Raw genomic sequence first — 24863 nt, forward strand, 5'->3', positions numbered from 1 at the left:
TTTAATCCAGCATTGAAATCTTGGTATTTTGTCCAAACTTATCAAACTAATTTGTCTTTATTTATTCGACGTTATTTATCTGTCGGACGAATAATACGCTTCTCAGTAATATTTACAGATTCTGTATTATCATCAGTAACTGCCATTTTTTCAGTTGTACCAACGGTATCCTCCAGCTGGTTTTCTGGCTTTTCAGCCAAGCAATTATGAAAGAATCCGACAGTCGTACGATACATATCAAGGCGATTGGCTTCTTTAGCAAAACCATGACCTTCATCATATTTCACCATATAAGGCACATCAACACCACGTTTACGTAAGCTCTCTACAATTTGGTCAGCCTCATTAATGTTCACACGAGGGTCATTTGCGCCCTGAATAACAAATAAGGGCTTAGTAATCTTATCCGCATTTTGTAGTGGCGATACCTCATCCATGATTTTACGCTGCTCGGCATTATCAGGGTCATACCAAATCTTGTACATCGCTTTACGGTATGATTCCCAATAAGGTGGTAGCGTTTTCATAAACGTATACAGGTTAGAGACGCCAACATAATCAACGCCACAAGCATACAAATCAGGTGTTTTAATCAGCCCACGTAATACCGCAAATCCACCATGACTGCCGCCATAAATACCTATACGTTCAGGGTCGACCCAGCCTTTATCGATAATATATTGCACACCGTCCTCGACGTCGTCCATTGCCTTGCGTCCGACCTCGCCAATACCAGCATTATAGAAGGTTTTACCATAACCCCCTGATACACGAAAGTTCACTTGTAAAACCCCATAACCTTGGCTAGTCAATAATTGCACTTCAGGGCTAAAGCCCCAACTATCACGCACCCCTTGCGGCCCACCATGAACGATAACCACCACAGGCACTTTCTCATCCTTTTTGGCGGTGGCTGGACGGCTAAAGTAACCATGTAAATCCAGCCCATCACGTGACTTAAAGGTTATCGGCGTCATTTGTGACATCTCTTGACGCTTTAAATGCGGGAATATTTTGGTCAGCATATCAAGCTTTTTGGTTTTGGTATCATACAAATAATAGCTACCAGGGTTACGGTCGCTTGACACATAAACCAACATTTTTAGCTCATCATCGTCATTATCAACAATCTCTATTTGATTGTCTGTGCCCAGTTGTTTTTTTAAATCATCCATCCATGTTTTGAAGGTTTTACTTTTAGCGATGGTCTGCGGTTTTTCTCCATTATAGGTAATTGCATCTAATTCGTAGCCACGTTTACGAGATAAAATGACACTGCCTGCATCATAGGTATTATGAGAGAAAACCTTTTCAATAACAGCATTTTTCTTTAAGTCGTAACGGTAAATTTTGGCTTTATCACTGTCAAGATCAGAGACAACATAGGCATCATCAGGGTTTTCGGTGTTTTCATCAAAACCAAGTACGTAGAAGTTTTCACCAAAAGGTACGTGTTTGATTTTCTTAAATTCACCCTCTATATTGTAGAATAATGCGGTATCGATACCATCGACAATACGGGCAATGATACGCAGATTGCCGTCTTTATCAAAGGTGAAGTCGTCAATAGGCTCTTCACTGGCAGGATTGCTATAAAGCTTTTCCATTTGGCCACTGTTGACGTTGAGACGATATGGCTCAAACAGTTCACGATTGTCTTTATTCATTTGGATGATGATGTGTTCTTTGTCATCTTTTAAGCTATTATTAATCATAGCTCGTACACCATCAAAGGGCGTTAAATCTCTAGATACGTTATCAGTGATGCCCTTGGCGTGAATGTGATAGTTTTCGTCACCGCCATTATCTTGCATATAAATAAGCGTGTTATCATTAATCCAGCCATAGCCGCGAATAACGTCGCTACCCTCAGTGATGAATTTTTGTTCTTTACCTGTGGTAACATTTTTTATCCAAATGTCTCGTTTTCCTTGAGCATTACGCTTACGCCAACTGAGGTGTTTGCCATTTGGTGCAATTTGATAACCACTAACCTCAGGTAAGGTAAAGAAATCTTCTACTTTATAAGGAGAGTCATTATTCGCTGAATTAGCCAGTTTTTCTAAAACGGCGGGCGAGGAGGGCAGTGCAGGATTGCCTGGAAGTGCGTCTTTTGCCGCAGTTGCACTGTGGGCGATACCGCCACACGCCATCATCATAGAAAAGAGTAAATTTGTTTTTAGAGTCATTAATAACATTCCTTTTTTATGGTTTTAATTATGTGACTTAATTTTTAAAAGTCTGCGCTTTAAAAGATAGCGCTTAAAAATATTACGCTCAATAGCATCAAAAGTACAATTAAAATATATCAGCATTATCTAAGGTATTTTTAGAGCGTATACTTTATTAATATTAGCTATACTTTATTAACCTTAAAAGCAGTTCTACCGTTTTAATAAAAATCAAAGTGTAACGGTAATCACCCCTTAAAATAAAAACCGCCCATAGCGTTGGCTATGAGCGGTTTTATAATAATTAATCGGTGTAATGGACAAAATTCAGGCTAAAAACGAGCGGTTAGTCTCTAATGGACAAAATTCAGGCTACCCTTCAGAGTATGTCATTAAAAAGTTGTTAATAAACTTAAGCTTACGTTGTTTATTGAGCCCATTATGACTGCTTAATTGGCGTTTTAACTCGCTAAACAAACCTTCTAGAGAATTAGTTGTATTTGGAATGTTTAAGTCATCTAATTTTCTAGAAGTGAATAACCAATCACTATTTACTCGCAAGCTTCTATAAGCACTTCTAAGACGCTTATGGGTGTACCAAGTCTTACCAGTATCTATATTGGTACTACGCTCATTTAAGTAGTCCTCATGAGTCAAATACCAACTATCTAGAGCTTGAATGAACGTTGTCTTATCATAATCCTTTATATTTAAAGCTAGCTGTCTAAGTGCAATACTTGCGATATTTTGAGGCCTACGAGTTAAGTATCGAGTGATGATCTGTAGTTGATGAAACTGGCACATTTGTATCGGTATATCTTTAAACAAAGCATTAAGACCTCGTCTTCCATCGCAAGTAATGCTAGTGATATCAATGCCTTGTGATTTTATATGCTCTATTCCCAGTTTATACAGAGCGTTGGTCTCATAGTGAATAATACGGTGGTGTAATACCGCTTTGCTTGTATAGTCGAGAAATACCATTAAGCCAAATGTTCTACCAAAGTAGGTCGTGTCCATCACTATGTTGGCACGAGTAGGTAGCTTATTAAGTGACTTTATCTCAATTGTATCTAGTCGCCTTTGTATGGTCTTTATGCTACAGCCATACTTATGAGCAAGTTGTTTATAAGTCTGTTTACCTTGAGTATATTCTTGCCACAAAGTTGTATTATTGAGCCGCCTGCCACCTAAAAACTGCCGATTACAAACAAGGCATTTGTACTGCTGTTTCCCTGATTTATAACCATTCTTTTTCGTGTGTTTTTCACCACAAAAAGGGCAGTTTTTTGATTCATGGCTTTCAATCCTTGCAAATACTTATAGTATATAGCTTTAAAGGGGGTCTCAGCCTGAATTTTGTCCATTACACCTAATAATCTATCTTTGAGTTTGACTTTAGTGCAACTTATAGCGCAGGGTAGGCTTCTTTTAATGCCGCAATAATTTGTTCTTTTGCTGCATCATTATAAAGAGCGCACTCATTTTTATCAGCTTCTGTCAGTGTTTCACTGCCTGGCCAGTAATAGATGCCGTAGTAAGTTTTATTGTCATATTTTACATAGGCGCTAGATGTATTATCTTCATACTCATCTTTATTAGATGATGCCTTCCATGGAATACCTGCCCATGTCCCTTCAAGTAGGTCAGTATTATAACTACCATCAAAGCCATTATCGCTAATACTGTCAGTTTCAAAATCGATATAAGGTATATCACCATGCGATATTGAAACGAGCTTTTTACAAGTGGCGTTGTTATTAAACACACTTAGCTGATTCGGTAAGTTATTTAGACGTTCAAGAGTTTCAGCTGAAATATACTCGTCGTCGATATTCTCAAGTGCAAAAACATCTCCAATTTTTTGATTAGCAATTGATACGTCTTTCATTTTGAAAGTATAAGTTGCACCGTTACTTAATCGCTGAGTGAGAACATTATTGTTATACGTGGTCTTATACCACTCAACTTTTCGGAAGTTATTATCAGCGATAAGTGTAGATTTTGATCTCGCTTCAAGCCCATTTACTGTTAGGGCGTATTCAATCGTGTCCTCTACATTATCATTGATATAGTCGCTCTTGTTGTACAGGGATTGCTCAATGAATTCCATGGTATTGCTGTTTGTCGCACGGAAGCTTTCTAAATGGACGTCATTTAATTGCTCAGTGTTAGTCCCATTATAGCGCTCATCAAAGTAGAAAAAATGACCAATGATACCGGCTTGAGTATCAACAGGCTTCGGATCGATAGTCGTTAAAGGCGGCTTAGGTTGCGGGTTTGGCGTTACTGGTACAGGTACCAGTGGTAGCGTCTGGAACACATCGACATAGGTAAAGACATCATCTGAGCTAGGGTCTTTGGCAGTAATACAATCACCGTTATTGATCTTGTAAATGGTGTTTTGTTTTAACGCAGGAATATCAACGGCGTTGAAGCTGTTTTTATTGTAATGAGGTGCTAACGTCAATGGTGTATTGATAGGCACACGTGCGCTAAATTTGCCTTCATCATCAATACTGCCGTAATTAACAAAGCCGCGCCCTTTTATCATGGCATCGATGCCACCAGCGATTGGCTTTTGAGTATTTTCTTCAACAAAACAGCCTTGCACCAGTGCTGAATATTCAAGCACAGCAATGTCGAGGTTCCATAAAGTAAAGTGAGTGACCTGTCCTTGATAGGTGCCGTCAGACTGACGTATTGCGACACCATCTTTTATCCAAATCATCTGCTCTTCATCGTAATACCATAATGGTATTTGTGCTAAATCTTGATCGGTGGTGGCTTCTGGAAAGGTTAGTGTTGCTCTAGTATCTTCTTTTAAATTGAGCTTGGCACCTGTATTAGGGTCAGTCAATTTCACATCAATCACACCAACGGTGACCAGACCTGTCTCATTTCGGCCGTCTTTGTCTTGACCAGCAAAGGGCTGTGCAAAAGATTGAGCACCTTCAACTGAGTCAGGATTGTAGTAGTTGCTGGCAATATTAACTTTGCCGATGTAGTCTTTACCATCAGCGGTCACAATACTATTACTTGGAATAGTAACAGTGGCGCCTGATACTTGAAGCTGATTGATACCATTACTGCTGAAAAACTCAGTAGTAACTTGGTCAGCAGACAAGATGACATCGACAGTATAGGTACCGCTTGTTACTGCGTTAATTTCTTTAGCAGTAGTCATATAGCCATCTTTTTTAATTAAGATGATTATGCTTGAGTCGTCTGTATCGATATCTGCTAACTCTAGCGTATATTTTCCAGTGGCGTCAGTAGTCACTGTCTTGTCAGCGGCTTGAATGGTCACGCCTTGGATAGGGTTGCCTGATTTATCACTAACCATGCCACTAACGGTAAGGTTTGAGGTGTCTTTGCTACTGGTTATTTTTTGAGTGCCTGATGAATCATCACCACCGCAGCCGGCTAAGCTAAGGGTTGCAATCAATAAACCTGATGTTAGTGCATGTAAGTTTTTCATGAGATATTCTCTTATAATAAATAATATTAGTGTACACATTTTTCGTGACACTTTGAATATCTTTTTAAATATAGATTAACAAAAATTAAAGGGTGGTTCCATGCAGTAAGAATAGGCCAGTAGTGTTTTGGTTAGCTAGCTAGGATGGTTTCCTGAGTATGAAAAGCACCACGCCAACCTACAAATCACCCTTCAAAAACTCAACCAACGCAGGCACATTTTCTCGTGCGCTTCGCCCTGCACCAACAATAGTGGCGTATACAAGGCAGGGCTTGCCCACTCGCCATACCCAAATAACCATAAGCATGGCTCCTTCACAGAATGGCCATGCTTGGTTAATATCTTTCCGTCATCTTCTATAACAATCAACGGTTCTAAATGCTCAAGCTCAGGGTTAAAGCCAGTACGCGTTAACATATATAAGGTTTTGCATTGGCAAGATTCGTCGTTTCATCGGTATGTTGAGGATGGTTTAGTTGATGTTTATTTGGGTAGATTGGTTTGATATTTTGATGTATGTTAGGTGTCGTAAACTTCAAGCTAGCCTTGTACAGATTTTTCGTATATGTGTCAGGCAGTGTAGGTTGGTATCGAGGCACGAGACCCAACATATTATTGGTTGAATTAAATTACTTGGTGTTGGGTGTCGTAAACTTCACCCAATCTATGTGCTTCGTTTTCAGATAACGGCCCCCTTTTACTTAGTGGATATATCGCACACCATAATGCAAATAGATCTGATATATTTTGCTTGTTCTTCTGCAGAGATTAAGTCAGTCATAAATTTATCATTTGTTATATCCTTTATTGCTGCTCTAATGTACAGATATCTATTTTTCAAAAGGACTTCATAATGTTTCTAAACTGATTAAGTCTGGTTAGCTTGACTATTATTCAGTACTCTGTTTATCCTGCACACTTCATGCTCAAAATTCGAATAATATTTTTGATAATGAAGTATTAAATCCCTTTTCAAGGGATGTAAATAACATTGAATTAAGTGATATTGATTACAGTCTATTTAAAGCTGGATTTATGTATACCATTATAATGGTGTTCTCCAACAACTTTGAAAATAATGCTCCTCAGATTAGTGATCAAATCCTTGAAACGGGTAAAAGGATATTTTATGAAGATGGAGAAGAGTTGAGGCAAAGTTTGAATTAAACCCAAACTCTTTGGGAAGAGGTAAATACTTTAACTAATGATGCGGGCACGTTAAATAATGAACAAATAAACACACTTAATATGATTGGTGCTTTAGGGTTTTTATGTAGTAACTGTACTGATCTATCCGTTGAGAGATGTTGGATTTTTTTAAAAATATTTAAGATGCCTCTATCTCAGATAATTTTTGGGATAACTATATTAATCAGGCGATACCAGTTATAAAAGAGACTAATATGCAGTAGGTTGACATAGAGGAGCATAAACCTAATATTGCATTTTAGACTACTAGGTTTTAATCTTTAAATCCAATTATGAGCTTAGGATAAAGCAGGCACTGTTAAGTTGCGCTATGTAGTTAACCTTAGATTGTTTGTTATTTTAGGGATAGAGACATGATGGTCTCAATATTATTTTAGTCTAGGTATTAAGTTAAATTATACATTGAAAAAGCGAAGTATCTTATTAGGTGACACTATAACTTAATAGCAATGGAAATTAATACTTACTCGCTTAAAGCAAATTTTTCGTATAACATAATCTTAATTTCCACAGTTTTTGAAACTTACAGTATTCGGAAGTTATAAATGAAAATAATATCAGTATTTAATAATAAAGGTGGTGTAGGCAAAACAACTCTTACTTACCACGTTGCACATGCTCTCTCTGAAATGGGGAAAAAGGTATTACTCATAGACGCTGATCCACAATGCAACTTAACTATATATGCTTTAAAACAGGACTATATTCATGATTTGTGGGCAGTGGAAGATGATTTTATAGACGAAGGTTTTGAATCTTCAAAGAAGAAATTAACAGTAGAAGAGTTTAATCAAGTTATAGAAGAGCCACGCAGTTTGCATTTTCTACTCAAACCTACAGAGGAAGGGACAGGAGAGCTTGAAAAATTACCGCCACCAATAAATATAAAAGATAATAATAATCTACATATTATTCCTGGCAGACTAACTTTACATCTATATGAAGAGAAAGTAGCTAGTCGATGGACGGATATATACAGAGGTGAACCTTTAGCTATCAGAACTATAACTAAAATACGTAATCTAGCCGAATCTTATACTGAAGAGCATGGGTATGATTATGTAATAATAGATACCTCACCAAGCCTAGGGTCTTTAAATAAAGTCATAATATCTACAGTAGATGGCTTCTTTGTACCTGCTTCTCCTGACTTGTTCAGTTTATACGGAATCAAAAATATTGGTAAAGCTTTGAGTGCATGGAAGGATGAGTTCGATATAGTTTATCAGTTAATTTCTGACGAAAAGAGGCACGGATTTCCAAAGAATTTTGTTACTTTTTTAGGTTACACTATATATAATGCTAAGAAATATAAGGGTAGCAATCAATGGGGTTTAGCTAAAGCGCATCTAAACTATGCGCAAAAAATACCTAATACGATTGAGCAGAATATTCAAGAAGATATGAGATCGCATTTATCTAAAGGTATGATGGAGCAACCTATAGGTTTAACTTCTGTAATGCATACCCATAATACATTTCCCTCTATGGCACAATATTACAATAAGCCAATGTGGGAAGTACCTGATGATCAGAATATAGATGCTGAGCATAAAAGTACCTTGGGGGGCTCCGGTCCTCAATATAGAGAAACCAAAAAGAGTTATATTGATTTTTGTACGGATTTATTAAAACGTATAGAGTTGTTAAATGAATAATATGAATGATACGAGAGATATTGCGAGTCTAGTAAAGGAATATGAGTCTAATAAGCATCTTTTTGAACGTTTTATGAAGGGAGTGGTAGATACTTTTGAGTTAGAGCCAAGCTTAAATGAATATGGAAACCCAATTATCTATACTGTAAAAAGTAGATTAAAAGATCCTTCACATTTAGGAGGTAAGTTAGAAAGGAAGTGGGATGATGAGAACCCTTTTACTGTAGAAAATATATTTGAAAAAGTAACAGATTTGGCTGGGGTAAGAGTTATTCACCTATATCAAGACCAACTTACTACTATTCATAATCATATACAAAAACAAGTTGATAACGGAGATTGGTTTTTCAGAGAACAACCAGTTGCATATTCATGGGATCCTGAATCTAGCAATTTTTTCGTAGATTTAGGACTAGAACCAAAAATTAAGGACTCTTATTATACAAGTATACATTATGTAATAAAGCCTAAAGAAGATTCGGATATTTGTTGCGAAATACAAGTTAGAACACTTTTTGAAGAAATATGGGGAGAAATTGATCATACGATTAACTATCCTAATCCTACAAATAGTGAAGCTTGTAAAGAACAACTAAGAGTATTATCCAAGTTAGTTTCAACAGGAACTAGACTAGCTGACTCAATATTTAGAACTCATCATAGATCAAAGACTGAATAAAGAAGAAAAGATAGTTAATATTTTCAGTGTTTGATAAACAATATAGGTGTAATGGACAAAATTCAGGCTGACACCCCCTTTAAAGCTATATACTATAAGTATTTGCAAGGATTGAAAGCCATGAATCAAAAAACTGCCCTTTTTGTGGTGAAAAACACACGAAAAAGAATGGTTATAAATCAGGGAAACAGCAGTACAAATGCCTTGTTTGTAATCGGCAGTTTTTAGGTGGCAGGCGGCTCAATAATACAACTTTGTGGCAAGAATATACTCAAGGTAAACAGACTTATAAACAACTTGCTCATAAGTATGGCTGTAGCATAAAGACCATACAAAGGCGACTAGATACTATTGAGATAAAGTCACTTAATAAGCTACCTACTCGTGCCAACATAGTGATAGACACGACCTACTTTGGTAGAACATTTGGCTTAATGGTATTTCTCGACTATACAAGCAAAGCGGTATTACACCACCGTATTATTCACTATGAGACCAACGCTCTGTATAAACTGTGAATAGAGCATATAAAATCACAAGGCATTGATATCACTAGCATTACTTGCGATGGAAGACGAGGTCTTAATGCTTTGTTTAAAGATATACCGATACAAATGTGCCAGTTTCATCAGCTACAGATCATCACTCGATACTTAACTCGTAGGCCTCAAAATATCGCAAGTATTGCACTTAGACAGCTAGCTTTAAATATAAAGGATTATGATAAGACAACCTTCATTCAAGCTCTAGATAGCTGGTATTTGATTCATGAGGACTACTTAAATGAGCGTAGTACCAATATAGATACTGGTAAGACTTGGTACACCCATAAGCGTCTTAGAAGTGCTTATAGAAGCTTGCGAGTAAATAGTGATTGGTTATTCACTTCTAGAAAATTAGATGACTTAAACATTCCAAATACAACTAATTCTCTAGAAGGTTTGTTTAGCGAGTTAAAACGACAATTAAGTAGTCATAATGGGCTCAATAAACAACGTAAGCTTAAGTTTATTAAATACTTTTTAATGACATACTCTGAAGGTTAGCCTGAATTTTGTCCATTAGAGACTAACCGCTCGTTTTTAGCCTGAATTTTGTCCATTACACCACAATATATTATATATTCGTTAAGAGTTTAATTCATAGATACACCTCAATCTCAGAGGAGCGGTTTAGCCCCGATTGAAGTGGATATACTTGGTAAAGCACGGGGTTACAGGTGCTTGGCTAGGGGCAGTATCGTAACTCAGGAATGACCCTTGCTAATAGACTTAAGAAAATCATAGATTTTCTCTTGCGTCAGGATGAAGCAGTGCTTCATTTAATCCTTCCTCACCCTGTGCATACCAAGATAGTAGCTTCTTAAAAAATCCTATTTAAAGGATTTTTCCTTGCAAAGCTAAAATTGCAGTGCAATTTTTTGACGCTTTTCAGGGAAATGCTACCAAATAAAATCCACAAAAAAGGCCATCCCACTCAGGACGGCCTTTTTCTTATTTAAATAACTACGAACAGCTTAAGAAGCATTCTCAAGCATCGGCTTCAAAAACGCTCCTGTAAATGAGGCTTTATTTTCAGCCACTTCTTCAGGCGTGCCTTCCGCGATAATCATGCCACCATTCTTGCCGCCTTCAGGACCTAAGTCGACAATCCAGTCGGCAGTCTTAATGACGTCTAGGTTATGCTCAATGACAATAATGGTATTACCCTTGTCGCGCAGTGCATGCAGAATATTCAGCAGCTTATAAATATCGTGGAAATGCAAACCAGTGGTTGGCTCATCCAAGATATAGAGCGTTTGCCCGGTATCGCGTTTGGCAAGCTCACGCGCCAGCTTAACACGTTGCGCTTCACCACCCGATAATGTCGGGGCAGACTGACCCAAGCGGATATAGCTTAAACCAACATCCACTAATGCTTGTAGCCGGCGATGAATCGGCGGAATGGCTGAGAAGAATTCAGTCGCATCTTCTACCGTCATGTCCAATACTTCAGCGATGCTCTTACCTTTATAATGAATCTCAAGCGTCTCACGGTTATAGCGTTTGCCATGACAGCTGTCACAGGGCACGTACATATCCGGTAAGAAGTGCATTTCAACTTTAATTAGGCCATCACCCTGACAGGTCTCACAGCGACCGCCTTTGACATTGAAGCTAAAGCGACCGGCTTTATAACCACGCGCTTTGGCTTCTTGAGTTTGCGAGAACAAGTCACGAATAGGGGTAAATACGCCCGTATAGGTCGCTGGGTTAGAGCGGGGTGTACGCCCAATTGGGCTTTGGTCAATATCGACCATTTTATCGAGATACTCAAGCCCAGTGATACTGTCGTATTTATCAGGTACTAAGGTCGATGCGTTGTTTAATTGGGTGGCCGCCAACGGCATCAGGGTACGATTAATTAAGGTGGATTTACCTGAGCCTGATACACCGGTAATACAGGTAAAGGTGCCGATAGGAATGGTGAGATCGACATCCTGTAAGTTGTTACCTGAGGCGCCTTTTAGCTCAATCTGCATTGGCACTATCTTTTTGGGCTTGGGTTTTGCATTTTTAGCTGCTTTTTTAGCCGCCGCCGCTTTGGCTTTACCCATTGGCATAATACGTGCTTTTTCAGGCGGATTATTGAGATCAATGGTTTTGGCTTTATGACGGGTTTTAGGGATTTCGATTTTCTTTTTACCTGACAAGTATTGACCGGTTAATGACTCTTCGACATCCATAATGTCTTGCATCGTACCCTCAGCAATGACATGACCGCCATGCACGCCAGCACCGACACCGATATCAATCACATGATCGGCTTGGCGAATGGCATCTTCATCGTGCTCAACGACCAACACGGTATTGCCAAGATCACGAAGACGTACAAGGGTCTGTAGCAGACGGTCGTTGTCCCTTTGATGCAGACCGATAGAAGGCTCATCAAGCACATACATGACGCCCATCAAGCCTGCACCGATTTGGCTAGCAAGTCGGATACGTTGAGCTTCACCGCCTGACAAGGTTTCAGCTGAGCGCGCAAGGTTTAGGTAATCAAGCCCGACACTGACTAAGAAATTCAGACGCTCGTTAATCTCTTTGAAAATCTTGTCACTGACTTCCCCTTTAGCGCCGCCCATGTGCAAATCGCTATAATAGTTTGCCGCATCGCCAATAGACAGCTGCACAATGTCAGCAATGCCTCGACCGTCCACACGCACGTTACGGGCTATCTCATTGAGACGGGCGCCATCACAGACGTTACAGGTGGTATCGGCTAAATATTTTGCCAATTCATCACGCACAAAGTTACTTTGCGTCTTGGCATAGCGGCGCTCAAGGTAGGGCAATACCCCTTCAAAAGGGGTGGTTTTTTTGGTTTTACGACCACGCTCATCGGTAAAGTTAAATAAGATTTTCTCTTTACCTGAGCCATTTAGGATAATATCGCGGTGCTCTTTATCCAGATCCTGCCACGGTGTATCCATATCAATATCAAAGTGCTTGGCTACTGTGGTCAGTAGGCCAAAGTAATAGGCATGACGTCTGTCCCAACCGTTAATCGCGCCTTGGTTTAAGGTTTTCTCAGGATTAGTTACCAGCTTTTCAGCCGCAAAATATTGACGTTTGCCGAGTCCGTCACAGGCAGGGCAAGCGCCGTAAGGATTGTTAAAACTAAATAGGCGAGGCTCAAGCTCTGATACCGCACGGTCACAAATTGGGCAAGAGTGCTTGGCGGATAATACTTGGTCGTCACTATCTTGATTGGACGCGTCTGGGTTTGGGTTGCCGTCCATATAGTGCAAAATCGCTAAGTCGCCACCAAGACGCAGTGCGGTCTCTAAGCTCTCGGCAACACGGTTGCCTAAGTCATCCCGTACTTTGAAGCGGTCAACCACCACCTCAATCGTGTGTTTTTTATTCTTTTCAAGGGCAGGCAACTCATCCATATCATAGACGTTACCATCGACCCGCACGCGCACAAAACCTTGTCCCACAAGCTGCTCGAGTAGCACCACATGCTCACCCTTACGGTCACGCACCACAGGCGCTAATATCATCAGCTTAGTATTTTCAGGCAATGCCATAATGTCATCGACCATTTCGGTGATGGTTTGTGCCACCATCGGTAGGTCATGCACTGGGCAATAAGGCGTGCCAACACGGGCGTATAATAAACGAAGATAATCGTAAATCTCGGTAATGGTACCGACCGTAGAGCGCGGGTTATGGTTGGTAGATTTCTGTTCAATAGCAATGGCCGGCGATAAGCCTTCGATACTATCGACTTCCGGCTTATCCATTTGCGATAAAAACTGGCGCGCATACGCTGACAAGCTCTCGACGTAACGGCGCTGACCTTCAGCATACAAGGTGTCAAAGGCCAGAGATGACTTACCGGAACCAGAAAGCCCAGTGATAACCACAAATTTATCACGGGGAATGTCGATATTGATATTTTTTAAGTTATGCGTACGTGCGCCGCGAATTTTAATGTGTTCGTGTGCCATATAAAGCCTTTGTTATTGAATGTGTTAAATAGATAACTAGATAAATAATAAAGTAATGAATAATATGAGAGACATGCTGACTAATTTAAATAAGGTCAACATGAGGTTGTTAAGGTTAATCAAATAGTAAAAGGGTAGACACAAACGCATAAATTGTCTGTTATTTTATAATAAAGTTATGACAATAAATGTGACTGTATAATGTAATAAGATATGTCTTTAATGGTTATAATTTAGCCGAAATTCAAGGGCGATTAACGAATCGTTGCCAAATACCGTTACTGGTCAGTTCAATAAAAGACGCTTTAAATACCAGCCCTTTTGCACAACATTGAGCGCATAATCGTAGGTTCACACCATATTTTTGCATAGATACTTTATAATGTACCCCTAACAAATCCATTGTCTATGATTCGTCCTAAAATAGAGGGTCATAGATGACATTGTGGCAGCGACAAAGCGAGGCAATAGCATGAATAGCATTGAGAAACGAGCCATTGCAGGGATAGGTGGTATATTTGCTTTGCGAATGATCGGGCTATTTATGATCGTGCCAGTGTTTTCAGTCTATGGTCATGATTATGCGCATGCCACACCGCTATTAATCGGCTTGGCAGTGGGTATTTACGGTCTTGGGCAGGCGATATTTCAGATACCAATGAGCCTTGCTGCCGATAAGTTTCCGCGTAAGCCGATGATTCTGTTGGGTCTGGCTTTATTTGCCATTGGCGGTATTGTTGCAGCGACGGCCACCGATATCTATCAAGTGATTATTGGCCGTGCGCTGGCAGGTAGTGGGGCAGTATCTGCGGTATTGATGGCGCTATTGGCCGATGTGACCCGTGAGCAGGTACGTACCAAAGCCATGGCGACCATGGGCCTGACGATTGCGACCTCTATTATGTTGTCCTTCGCCATTGGGCCGATGATGGTGGCAAGTGTGGGGATCTCAGGGTTGTTTTGGTTAACCACCGTCTTTGCGGTATTGGCGATGATTTTGCTGCTGATAGTGCCGACACCGCTGCGGGTGCTCAGGCACAACTTGGCCAACAAATCGATTGGCGAGCAATTAAAAGACGTGCTAAAGATTGGCGATTTAAATCGCTTACATATCGGTATCTTTGCACTGCATTTGACCATGACCGCTATTTTTGTGATTGTTCCGCAGCAGTTGTCAGATGTGCTTGGACTAAGCGTGCGTCAGCAAGGTTTGGTCTATTTACCGCTACTATTTATTGGTTTTGCGATTGCCATTCCGTTTATTATCATCGCCGAAAAGAAGCGTAAAATGCGTCAGGTATTTTTGACCGCATTAACCACGATTGTATTGGCGTTTGTTTGTTTGGCATTGGGCAGTGGTTTAAGCGTTGGTCTGATTGTCGGTCTGGGTCTGTATTTTATTGGCTTTAATTTATTAGAAGCGACCATTCCCTCTTGGATTTCCAAAAAAGCACCAGTGGCGAATAAAGCGACGGCGATGGGCATTAATTCATCCAGTCAGTTTTTGGGCGCCTTCTTTGGTGGTGCGTTGGGCGGGCTACTATTAACACACAGCCCACTGCTCTCATGGGGCATATTGGGTGTGGTGATGGCGGTAGCGCTATTATTGATTATTCCGATTTCACAGCCGCCGTATCTGACCAGTACCACTTTGGCGATTCCTAAGCAGACCAATATCAGTGCATGGTCGCAACAAGTGATGAATATTGGCGGAGTCGATGAAGTGGTAGTGATGCCAAAAGATGGTGTGGCTTATTTAAAACTGGATAAACAAAAACTTACCGATAATTCACGACAATTACTGTCGCAACTAACCGAAACTAAGCTAGATATTTAACCAAAATTTCGGTAGAGTGATGCTCAATAAACGTGACTATCGAATGATAAATAAAATCAATACGAAACCCTAAAGGAAGTATTATGCGTGGTATTAACAAAGTAATTATCGTAGGCCATTTAGGCAATGACCCTGAGACCCGTCAATTCAGTAATGGCGGCAGTGTAACCAACATTTCTGTTGCGACCTCTGAGCAGTGGACAGACAAACAAACCGGCGAGAAGCGTGAAGCGACCGAATGGCACCGCATTGCTCTATTTAACCGTTTGGGTGAAATTGCCGCTCAGTATCTACGTAAAGGCAGCCAAGTCTATATCGAGGGCAGCCTACGTACGCGTAAATGGCAGGATCAAAACGGCCAAGACCGTTATACAACCGAAATCCGTGCTGACCAAATGCAAATGTTAGGCGGCGGTTCTGGCGGCGGTGGCAACTTTGGTGGCCAGCAACAACCTCAGCAAGGTGGTAGCTATGGCAATCAAGGCGGTAATAACCAAGGTGGCTTTGGTGGTAATCAAGACCCACAAGGCGGTTTCCAAGGTCAGCAAGGCGGCGCTCAAGGTGGTAATACCTTTAATCAAGCACCAAGCAGCCCGCAAAATACGGCACCGCAAGCACCAAGCGCACCTGCACAAGCGCCTGGTTTTAACAACCAAACCACGATACCTGCTGGCGGCATGACAGACACGCCAAAAGATGACGACATCCCATTCTAAGGAATACATAGTATAATAATGTTGATTAAGCCAAAGAGAGCCTATGTAAATAGGCTCTCTTTTTATAGATACCGAATAGAAAAAGATCTAGTGCACAAATTTTATTGTTCAATCAAACCAAGCGAAGCAATATCGCTTTTTATTTTATTCACCACGTCTTCAATATCTTGTTTGGTTAATAATGGGTTGATAGCACAGAATCTTAAAACAATCTTATCATTTAGCATGGTTGTGAAATAGATGGATTGATTTCTCTGTTCTGCCATTTCGGACAATTTATGGTTAATCTCATTGATCTCTTCTTCAGTGTGGCGGTCGTCATAATATCTTATATTCACAATACCTAACTGAGCAGGCGAGACAATGTCGAAGTAGTCTTCAGCGCGGAACAATTGCTCAAAATATTCAGCATTATCAAAGCCTTTATCAATGGCTCGTCTCATCTCTTTAAGTCCCACTCTTTGTAGGGTATACCATAAGCGCATACCACGAGCGGGCGCCGTTAACTCAATCCCCATATCCCAGAAGTTAATGTTAGAATCATCTGATTGAATGTCGGTTAAATATTCAGGATTCTCCATAAACGTACGTGACATAGCTTGGCGGTCTTTACAAATGACAGTGGCACAGCCATATGATTGAAACAGCCATTTATGACCATCCCAGCTCACTGAGTCACTGCGCTCAATCCCATCTAACAGCTCACGATGAGAGGACAATAGTGCGCTAGCACCATAGGCACCATCGATATGTAGCCAAGTGTTGTATGCTTCACTGATGTCTGCCAACTCATGTAACGGGTCAATAGAGCCCGTGTTAGTAGTGCCGCAAGTCCCTACGATTAAGAAGGGAATAAAGCCATCTTTTTTGTCTTGTTCGATTTGCGCTCTTAAGTCATCTGGGATGATTTGAAAGCGCTCATTGGTTTTGACTTTGCGGATATTGGCTTTAGGGATACCCATGACACGGATGCCTTTTGCCACGGATGAGTGGGTTTGGTCTGAGACGTAAACGGTGCCTTTACCGAATTCCTCATCTTTCAGCTTCTCATCTCGCGCCACAATGGACGCGGTTAAGTTTGCCATTGAGCCACCGGAGACAAACAATCCACCAAGCTCTTTGACGGGATAACCAATTTGCTCACCCATCCAGTTAAGCAGTCTTTTTTCAGCGATTGCCATGCCCTGACTCAGCGTATGGCTACCACCATAAGGCGAATAAAAAGCATTAATCGCATCGCCAACCACAGATATGGGAGATAAGGCTAAAGGGATAAAAGAGAAAAATCTTGGGTTGTTTTGCTTGGTGCGATATTTATAAATCAGATCATGCATATCCTGTAAAACATCCTCTGCAGAACGCGACTCTTCAAGAAAGGGGATGTTTTTGATAGCCTCTTGTTTTTCCTTAGGCAAAGGGTTGAGGATATCAGTTTTGGCAACATTTGCCTGTTCTTCAACCATGATGGGCATGAATTTTTTCAGAGTTTTTTCAGCTTCTTCCCATTGAAATAAAATTGACTGATCTTGGGTCATCATTCTCTCCTTTTATTTATACTTATTTTAGGATTTAGTAGAGTGGTCTGCCTATTCGTATCATAACAGTCACTCGTTTTAAATTATTACTTAATAGTTTAAATAGTTAAGTTGTAAAAGTAAGTATTAAAGCTATGAACGTTAATATTATGAAGTTAATATCATAAGGATAGATAATTAATGGGTGTTCGAAATATTAAAGGTAGATTATTTTGTTAAACTAACCATTATCTTAACTAAAATGATGTGATTTATGATCAAAACCATTTATATAATATGACAAGATGCATTATAGTGTATTGTTTAATGTTGTCAGTCTGTATTAAATGTTAATAGAATAAATGAAAAGGCTTATTTCTTAAAAGTCTGGGCTTGATCCACAAGACAAATCTAGTTTGATTCTGACTTAAAAAGAATATGTAATCCTCTTGTCATCATTAGGTATAATAATTAACGATTTTTAGTTATGCTAACCCTAACGTCATTCATTTAACATATTTAGGCTTTATATATCTTGCAATCGACTCTTTCCTCCTCTAGGCAAAACAAGAATGTCAAAGCGGCTCAACCAAGTAAGCTTTGGTGGCTCTTCAGTGCTTTGATACTGATGCTGTGCGTCATGATTCAAATGCCAGCGGTGTGGCTGGTCAATCAGTTTTTGCCAAGCTCCCCATATATTCAGCAGGTCTCTGGTAATATCTGGCAAGGTTCAGTGGTGGCTAAAGTTCCGCAGCAGTCGTCGAATATAAGCGCGTCACCTTTATCAGGCACAATCACTTGGCAATTAAAACCCTTATCACTATTCTTGGGACGGCTTGGTGCGGATGTAGAAATGACATCAGGGCAGACGCGTCTTACCGGAGAGGTAAGTCGAGGGTTCAGTGGTTGGCGAGTGACCGATTTATCAGGTCGAATTAATAAACAAACCTTGGCCTCTTTAGTCAGTTGGCGCCTACCGGATGCACCGATTCAGGTTAATGCTGTTTCTGCGACGCTCAATAAAGACAAAGGCTTTAGTGATGTCGATGGCCAATTAATATGGGCTGGCGGTGAGCTGGGTTATCCGAGTGGTGGTCAGACTTATACGTTATTATTACCCTCAATGCAGGCGGATTTAAGCCAAGAGAGCCGTAATAACAGCGAAGTGATACATGCCAACTTGATCGACAAAAATAGCAAGCGCTTGGGGGATATCTACTTAGATGCAGAGGGTATGCTCGATGTGGGCTTAACTCAGCGTATGCTTGAGCATATGCCAAGTTATAAAGGCAGCGCGCCGGCTGATACGGCTGTTGTTAGCGTGCGTCAGCCGCTACTGAGTAGTCTTGGTAGTGGAGGGGCTCAGTAATGGCGAAATCCTTTGGCTCACTGGCTACTCTCAATAAATCCTTGACAGATTGGCTCAATAAATTATCAGGTTGGCTGTTACTGGTGGCTATTGTTTGGCTGTGTTGGGGTATAGCACGTATTGTTTGGTTACTTTTAGCACCGCCGCAAGTGCCTAATTTGCCGCTTGCACAATTACAAGTCAAACCGCCTTCTAGTATTAATGCCAGTGCCGCTTTGTCTATTTTTGAGTCGCCACAAGTTCAGAGCCAGCCAACGCAGCCGCCGCCTGATGTGATATTAGCAGGGGTACTGTTGGCGTCTCCTAGTAGCTTGTCGTCGGCTATGTTGAGTGTCAATGGGGTGATGGAGAATTATCGCGTTGGCGAGACACTAGCAGGTACCAACTATAAGTTGGTTAAAGTAGACTGGAACCAGGCCGTCATTGCCGACAGTAACAATAATGAGGTAGTGGTGGATATGCCCGAGCGGATGCCGCTTGATCAAAGCGGGCTGTATGATGAGGCGGGTAACCCAAATCTGCCACTAAACTCTGGTATGGCTAATGGTAGTAGTATACCTGCCATGCCGGCGCAGCAGACGCCTTCTGGTTATGCTGACAATCAGCAAGATGAAGACAATATGCAGCAGCCAGCAAGCCCTGCACCCAGTGGTACAAGTCCGGTGGCTGCCATTGATAATGCGGTCAGTGAGCTGAAGCAAAATCCCGCTAATTATCTAAGCAGGATGGGCGTTATGGCAACCGGTCAAGGTTATCAGGTGACAGACGGCATGCCATCTGGGCTGCGTAGTAAGCTTGGATTAGAGGCAGGTGACCGAGTGCTGTCAGTCAATGGTCAAAGCGTGGGCAATAACCCTGCCAGTGATGCTGATATACTTAGTCAGGTCAAGCAGTCGGGTCAAGCCACTATAGAAGTCCAGCGCGGCGATCAGATATTTACCGTCCGTCAGCAGTTTTAAATTCTTTAAAATAAGCGTCACCCTTTGGTGCTTGTTATTTGATTCATTAACAGAACGTCATCATTTAGGTACGATATTGCATGTTGAATTTGCGACCCTCTCAAGCCGTTAAACCGTTAGTCAAAAAGCTATCTCAGGCTATATTATCAGTCAGGTTGAATCACTCTCCAATATCACCGAGTGCCCTCTCGGGTAGCTTATCTGCTAAGTCGATCGGCTGGCTGGTGCTGCCAGTAGCAATCGGCTTATCTACTCAAGCGGCTTATGCCGAAAGCTGGAAAGTGAATCTGCAAGATGCCAATATCAAGGCATTTATTAATGAAGTGGCGACCATTACCAATCAAAACTTTGTCTTAGATCCTCGTATTAACGGTAATGTGACGGTCATATCTAACCGAGCGCTATCGAGTGATGAGATTTACGAGCTGTTTTTAAGTGTCATGCAAGTCAACGGTATCGCTGCCATTGATACCGGCACCACGATTAAACTGGTACCAGATAACGTTGCCAAACAATCGGGTATTGCGGTCGATTTAGAGGGCAACTCACAAGGCGAGGCGCTTAAAACGCGGGTGGTTTATTTAGAGAATACTCAGGCCGCTGAGATACTCACAGTTATCCGTCCGCTAATGCCGCAGTCAGCACATGCCGCTGCCGTTCCTGGTATTAACGCTTTAGTATTATCAGACCGTGCCGATAGCCTAAATCAAATTACTACCTTGATTCGTGATCTAGATGACAGCAACCACAACGCCTTAAGTGTTATTCCACTACAACACGTCGACCCTGAGCGTATGATGGATTTAATCAGTGGATTGACAGGTACTGCGGCTAATGGCGCCGGTACCGGTGGACAGCTTAAAGTCATTGCCGATGCTGCCAGCGATCGTTTACTGGTGCAGGGCAGTCCGGAGATGATTGCCAAAGTGCGTACCATGGTTAATCAACTCGATGTCAGCTCATCCAAACGCTTAAGTGGCCTGCGAGTTTTTCGTCTAAAATACGCCAGTGCCCCGCATGTGGCCGATATGTTGCGCGGTTTACTGTCCAATCAATCGATTAATAGCTCGGGTGCGGTATCTACCTTAGAGTCGGCCTCATTGACTGATAGTGCGGCGCAAGGCTCAAGCCTTAATCGCAGTAGCACGATAAATAGCAGTGCTAATAATAGTAGTTCGTCGGCGTCCTCAGCAAATAGCACGCCTCGTGCCGGACTTAGTCGCTCAAGTGGTGAAGCCTTTAGTATTATTGCTGATGAAACTCAAAATGCAGTGATTGTTAATGGTAAACCTGAGCTGATTGCTGAAGTAGAAGAAGCGGTGAATCAATTAGATACCCGCCGTGCGCAGGTGCTTATTCAGGCGGCAATTATCGAGGTATCGGGTAACGATGCCAAGCAATTGGGCGTACAGTGGGCGCTGGGGAATGCTAATAGTGGTTATGGCGTGGTGAACTTTAATAATGTGGGCGCTACAGCAACCTCATTGGCATCAGCGGCATTAACTGGAGCAGGCGTTAGTGAAGCGGCCAGTGCCATTGCCGGTGCCTTTTTAGGTATTGGAGATAGCAAAACCGATAGCCGTGGTAATCGTGAATTCTATGGTGCTATTTTGCAAGCGCTGGATTCAACCACCAGTGCTAACTTGTTATCTATGCCGTCTATTTTGACACTCGATAATGAGAAAGCCAGTATCTTGGTCGGCCAAAACGTGCCATTTGTGACCGGCTCTTACACCACCAGTGGTAACTCCTCGACTAACCCATTCCAGACCATTGAGCGTCAAGATGTGGGTATTAATTTAAATGTGATACCGCATATTGGTGATAATGGCACTGTGCGTTTGGAGGTGTCGCAGGAGGTGTCTTCGGTGGTGAATGGTAGTACCAGTAATGCCAGCGGATTGACTACCAACAAAAGCCTAATCAATACCACCATTTTGGCAGATGATCAGCAAACCATCGCACTTGGTGGCTTAATGCGTGACAACACCACCAATGGCGCTCAAAAGGTACCGGTATTGGGTGATATTCCACTTTTGGGTCGCTTGTTCCGCTCAGACAGCAGCAATACTGAAAAAAGCAACCTGATTATCTTTTTGCAGCCAACTATCTTAAGAGATGGTGGGGCGGTCGCCAGTGTTACCGAGAAGCGTTATGACCAAATGCGCGTCATGCAGCTGGTTATCGATCAAAACGGTACTATCAAAAAGATACCCATGTCAGGGGCAGCCAATTGGGGCGATGAAGGCAATACCAATTATGAATTAGCGCCATTAAGCCCGGTATCACCTGCCTCGAACCGCAGTATCAGCTTGCCAAAATCGGATACGTTCCCTGTCTATAGTCAGCCTGATAGTGGTCAGCAAGATGCCTATATTGATTTAAGCTCTGGCTCTAAAAATCGTTAATTCATCCTTGCTGATACACAGGAGTAATTAAATACGCTTACATATTGGCTAAACGTACCCTCTTGAAGAATCGCCGACTAGGTAGCATCCTAAAGGCAATTAGATACAAAAGAGGACTTGCACATGCGTTATATAAAATTAATGAAGCTTGGCGCTGTTGGGTTGGCGTTATTATTGATTCCACGCCGCAGTAGCCGATTAGCCGGTGGATATCCTAGACCTACTGATAGCGCTGACAATACGGTTGATGGTGAGTCACATTCCATCAATAATCAAAATAAAAAGTCAGCCGATAGTACCTCTATTCATCCTAATTCTGAATGAAATACAGACGGTAATCGCTAAAGTCCCAGAAGAAAGTTTGTAAATTCAAACAGAGGGGCAAGGGCAATAGGGTTAACGTCTGTTGCTTTCTATATGATTATCTAGATTATTTGCTATATATATCACTTTTATCCAATATTTAACTCACTGCTCATACTTAACGGTGAAATTTATTATGTCTCATAATTTAGATGACCAACCATCCGTAATCTATCCGCTCATCGATACGCACACTCACTTTGATGATTTTGTGTTCGATGACGACAGGGTAGCGCTTGCTCAGTCTGCTTATCAATCAGGCGTGCAGCATCTGCTGCTTATCGGTTATCTAGCAAAATACTTTCAGCGCCTAAAAGACACCCAAGACCAATTAGATGAATTGAGTCAAACCTATCAAGTGCCCCAAGCGCATCTGACATCAGGATTGCACCCTGCTTATATTGCTGATCATACTGAGCAAGACTTAGAAGATTTAGCAGATTTTGTGAGGGCGCATCATCACATTGCGATTGGCGAGATTGGTTTGGATACTTTTACCGATGAGCTAAAAACAGAGAAGTCTGTTAAAAAGCAAAAGCAGTTTTTTAGAGCACAGCTTGATTTGGCGGTAGAACATCAATTGCCAGTGCTGTTACACATTCGCAAGGCACATGCTGAATGTTTAGCGCTGCTCAAAGAGCATGACTACGATGCACACAAATTAGGCGGTATTGCACACAGCTTCAGCGGCGGTGAGCAAGAAGCAAAAGCTTTTGTGAAACTTGGATTTAGACTGGGCGTGACTGGCCAAGTGACCAATACCAATGCCAAAAAGCTGCGCCGTGCCATTACTGAAGCGGTGAATGAGTACGGCATTGAATATCTAGTATTAGAAACAGACTGCCCTGATATGACGCCGGTTTGCTGCCAACATGGCGTTACGCCCACGCGTAATGTACCGGGTAATTTAAACTTTGTGCTCGACGCATTAAGTGAGCTGCTTAATATTGAAAAACCCAAGTTGGCCAAACAGCTTTGGCAAAACAGTTGTGATGCGTTAAGAGTCGACTGGGCATATCCTGAATAAGTGCCATCAACCTCACTAACACAAGATAAATTCGCATATGTTATACAGTGGCTATTGGCTAAAATAGCTGCCTGATTTAATTTATATCGATTAATTTAACCATCTATTAGGATTGAACGCCTTATGACGAACTCAAATTCTGATCAGCCACAAGACACCACACAATATGACCGCCGTTTCCAAGGGACACGTACTCTTTATGGTCAAAATAGCTTTTTAAATTTTGAGAAGGCGCATGTGGTAGTGATAGGCGTTGGCGGCGTTGGAACTTGGGTAGTTGAGGGATTGGCACGTACCGGTGTCGGAAAATTAACCTTGATTGATATGGATGTATTGGTAGCATCAAACGTCAATCGTCAGCTGCCGGCGATGGACAGTACTTTTGGACGCAGTAAAATTGAATCAATGGCAGAGCGTGCTACGCAGATTAACCCTAAGATTACACTCAATTTAGTGGACGACTTTTTGACTGCAGATAATGTGGCACAGCTTTTGCCAAATAGAGCTGCAGCAAAGCAGGCGGCAGCAGCAGGCGAGCAGTTGGTAATACTCGATTGTACCGATGATATGTCGGCAAAATTAGCGATTGCACTGCATTGCCGTTTTAATAAATTAAAGCTAATTTGCGCTGGCGGGGCTGGCGGTAAAACTGATCCGCTACAGATTACGGTCAGTGATTTAAAAGATACCTATCAAGATCCATTGTTGGCACGCCTGCGTAGTAAGCTGCGTCATGAACACAATATAAATAAAGAGATGAAAGAGAAATTTGGCATTAAATGCGTCTATTCTACTCAGCCGCCGATTGTTAATAAATCGGCTGATGGCAGCTGTCAGGTCGGCGGGCTACACTGCGGCGGCTATGGCTCTGCAGTAGCGGTGACCTCGGTCGTGGGCATGGCGATGGTGAGTGAGACCTTAGCCTTGCTAAGTAGTAAGTATAGTCAGTGAGCTACTAAACAGTTACGGTGTTAACC

At 41.6% G+C, this 24863-nt stretch carries 18 protein-coding genes; 12 read left to right on the forward strand and 6 right to left on the reverse strand.

All coding sequences use genetic code 11. The annotated features are described in order from the left end of the window. Nucleotides 1–71: 71 nt before the first annotated feature. The 4 genes from AC2SLO_RS03910 to AC2SLO_RS03925 form a co-directional block, all read right to left on the reverse strand. Nucleotides 72–2189: an alpha/beta hydrolase family protein gene (locus AC2SLO_RS03910; protein ID WP_486543346.1), complete on the reverse strand. Its 2118-nt coding sequence runs from the start codon at nucleotides 2187–2189 to the stop codon at nucleotides 72–74. A 354-nt stretch (nucleotides 2190–2543) separates the two neighbouring features. Then, on the reverse strand, nucleotides 2544–3479 hold the full coding sequence (locus tag AC2SLO_RS03915) for an IS256 family transposase, variant Zn-binding type (protein WP_495637095.1): 936 nt from the start codon (nucleotides 3477–3479) through the stop codon (nucleotides 2544–2546). Nucleotides 3480–3579: 100 nt separating this feature from the next. Then, nucleotides 3580–5652, reverse strand: coding sequence for a carboxypeptidase regulatory-like domain-containing protein (locus AC2SLO_RS03920; RefSeq protein ID WP_486543881.1), 2073 nt, complete (start codon nucleotides 5650–5652; stop codon nucleotides 3580–3582). A 192-nt stretch (nucleotides 5653–5844) separates the two neighbouring features. After that, nucleotides 5845–6069 carry a hypothetical protein gene (locus tag AC2SLO_RS03925; protein WP_486543880.1) on the reverse strand — a complete coding sequence of 75 codons (225 nt, stop codon included), beginning with the start codon at nucleotides 6067–6069 and terminating at the stop codon, nucleotides 5845–5847. A 1337-nt stretch (nucleotides 6070–7406) separates the two neighbouring features. Between AC2SLO_RS03925 and AC2SLO_RS03930 the strand changes: the two genes are divergently transcribed. From AC2SLO_RS03930 to AC2SLO_RS03945, 4 genes are all read left to right on the forward strand, one after another. Next, nucleotides 7407–8519 carry a ParA family protein gene (locus tag AC2SLO_RS03930; RefSeq protein ID WP_486543879.1) on the forward strand — a complete coding sequence of 371 codons (1113 nt, stop codon included), beginning with the start codon at nucleotides 7407–7409 and terminating at the stop codon, nucleotides 8517–8519. Continuing rightward, nucleotides 8512–9198, forward strand: coding sequence for a GTP pyrophosphokinase (locus AC2SLO_RS03935; protein WP_486543878.1), 687 nt, complete (start codon nucleotides 8512–8514; stop codon nucleotides 9196–9198). Before AC2SLO_RS03930 ends, AC2SLO_RS03935 begins: the two co-directional genes overlap by 8 nt. Nucleotides 9199–9308: 110 nt before the next feature. Next, entirely contained in the window at nucleotides 9309–9716 is a 408-nt protein-coding gene (locus AC2SLO_RS03940) for an IS1/IS1595 family N-terminal zinc-binding domain-containing protein (RefSeq protein WP_495637096.1), read from the forward strand. A gap of 9 nt (nucleotides 9717–9725) precedes the next feature. Continuing rightward, complete coding sequence (locus AC2SLO_RS03945; protein WP_495637097.1) at nucleotides 9726–10244, forward strand: IS256 family transposase, variant Zn-binding type; 519 nt, start codon at nucleotides 9726–9728, stop codon at nucleotides 10242–10244. A gap of 470 nt (nucleotides 10245–10714) precedes the next feature. On the opposite strand, the gene uvrA is transcribed toward AC2SLO_RS03945, so the two are convergent. Further along, nucleotides 10715–13693, reverse strand: a complete 2979-nt coding sequence (gene uvrA, locus AC2SLO_RS03950; protein ID WP_486543361.1) for an excinuclease ABC subunit UvrA — start codon at nucleotides 13691–13693, stop codon at nucleotides 10715–10717. A gap of 472 nt (nucleotides 13694–14165) precedes the next feature. Here uvrA and AC2SLO_RS03955 point away from each other — a divergent pair, with 472 nt between their 5' ends. Further along, complete coding sequence (locus AC2SLO_RS03955) at nucleotides 14166–15530, forward strand: MFS transporter (protein WP_486543363.1); 1365 nt, start codon at nucleotides 14166–14168, stop codon at nucleotides 15528–15530. A gap of 83 nt (nucleotides 15531–15613) precedes the next feature. Next, nucleotides 15614–16246 (forward strand): single-stranded DNA-binding protein, encoded by a 633-nt coding sequence (gene ssb, locus AC2SLO_RS03960; RefSeq protein WP_486543365.1) that lies wholly within the window; start codon nucleotides 15614–15616, stop codon nucleotides 16244–16246. 101 nt (nucleotides 16247–16347) lie between these two features. Here ssb and AC2SLO_RS03965 read toward each other — a convergent pair whose 3' ends face one another. Beyond that, nucleotides 16348–17781, reverse strand: a complete 1434-nt coding sequence (locus tag AC2SLO_RS03965; RefSeq protein WP_486543367.1) for a pyridoxal phosphate-dependent decarboxylase family protein — start codon at nucleotides 17779–17781, stop codon at nucleotides 16348–16350. Between the two features lie 514 nt (nucleotides 17782–18295). Here AC2SLO_RS03965 and gspN point away from each other — a divergent pair. The 6 genes from gspN (at nucleotide 18296) to AC2SLO_RS03995 (ending at nucleotide 24837) form a co-directional block, all read left to right on the forward strand. Continuing rightward, nucleotides 18296–19129: a type II secretion system protein N gene (gene gspN, locus AC2SLO_RS03970; protein ID WP_495637087.1), complete on the forward strand. Its 834-nt coding sequence runs from the start codon at nucleotides 18296–18298 to the stop codon at nucleotides 19127–19129. Beyond that, on the forward strand, nucleotides 19129–20088 hold the full coding sequence (locus AC2SLO_RS03975; RefSeq protein ID WP_486543371.1) for a type II secretion system protein N: 960 nt from the start codon (nucleotides 19129–19131) through the stop codon (nucleotides 20086–20088). The genes gspN and AC2SLO_RS03975 overlap by 1 nt, the downstream gene beginning before the upstream one ends. An 80-nt stretch (nucleotides 20089–20168) precedes the next feature. Further along, entirely contained in the window at nucleotides 20169–22496 is a 2328-nt protein-coding gene (gene gspD / locus AC2SLO_RS03980; RefSeq protein WP_486543373.1) for a type II secretion system secretin GspD, read from the forward strand. Nucleotides 22497–22619: 123 nt separating this feature from the next. Then, nucleotides 22620–22820 (forward strand): hypothetical protein, encoded by a 201-nt coding sequence (locus AC2SLO_RS03985; RefSeq protein ID WP_486543375.1) that lies wholly within the window; start codon nucleotides 22620–22622, stop codon nucleotides 22818–22820. Between the two features lie 175 nt (nucleotides 22821–22995). Beyond that, nucleotides 22996–23886 (forward strand): TatD family hydrolase, encoded by an 891-nt coding sequence (locus AC2SLO_RS03990; RefSeq protein WP_486543377.1) that lies wholly within the window; start codon nucleotides 22996–22998, stop codon nucleotides 23884–23886. Nucleotides 23887–24009: 123 nt separating this feature from the next. After that, complete coding sequence (locus AC2SLO_RS03995; RefSeq protein WP_486543379.1) at nucleotides 24010–24837, forward strand: tRNA threonylcarbamoyladenosine dehydratase; 828 nt, start codon at nucleotides 24010–24012, stop codon at nucleotides 24835–24837. Nucleotides 24838–24863 lie beyond the last annotated feature (26 nt).

Source organism: Psychrobacter sp. CX14 (genome assembly GCF_057396205.2).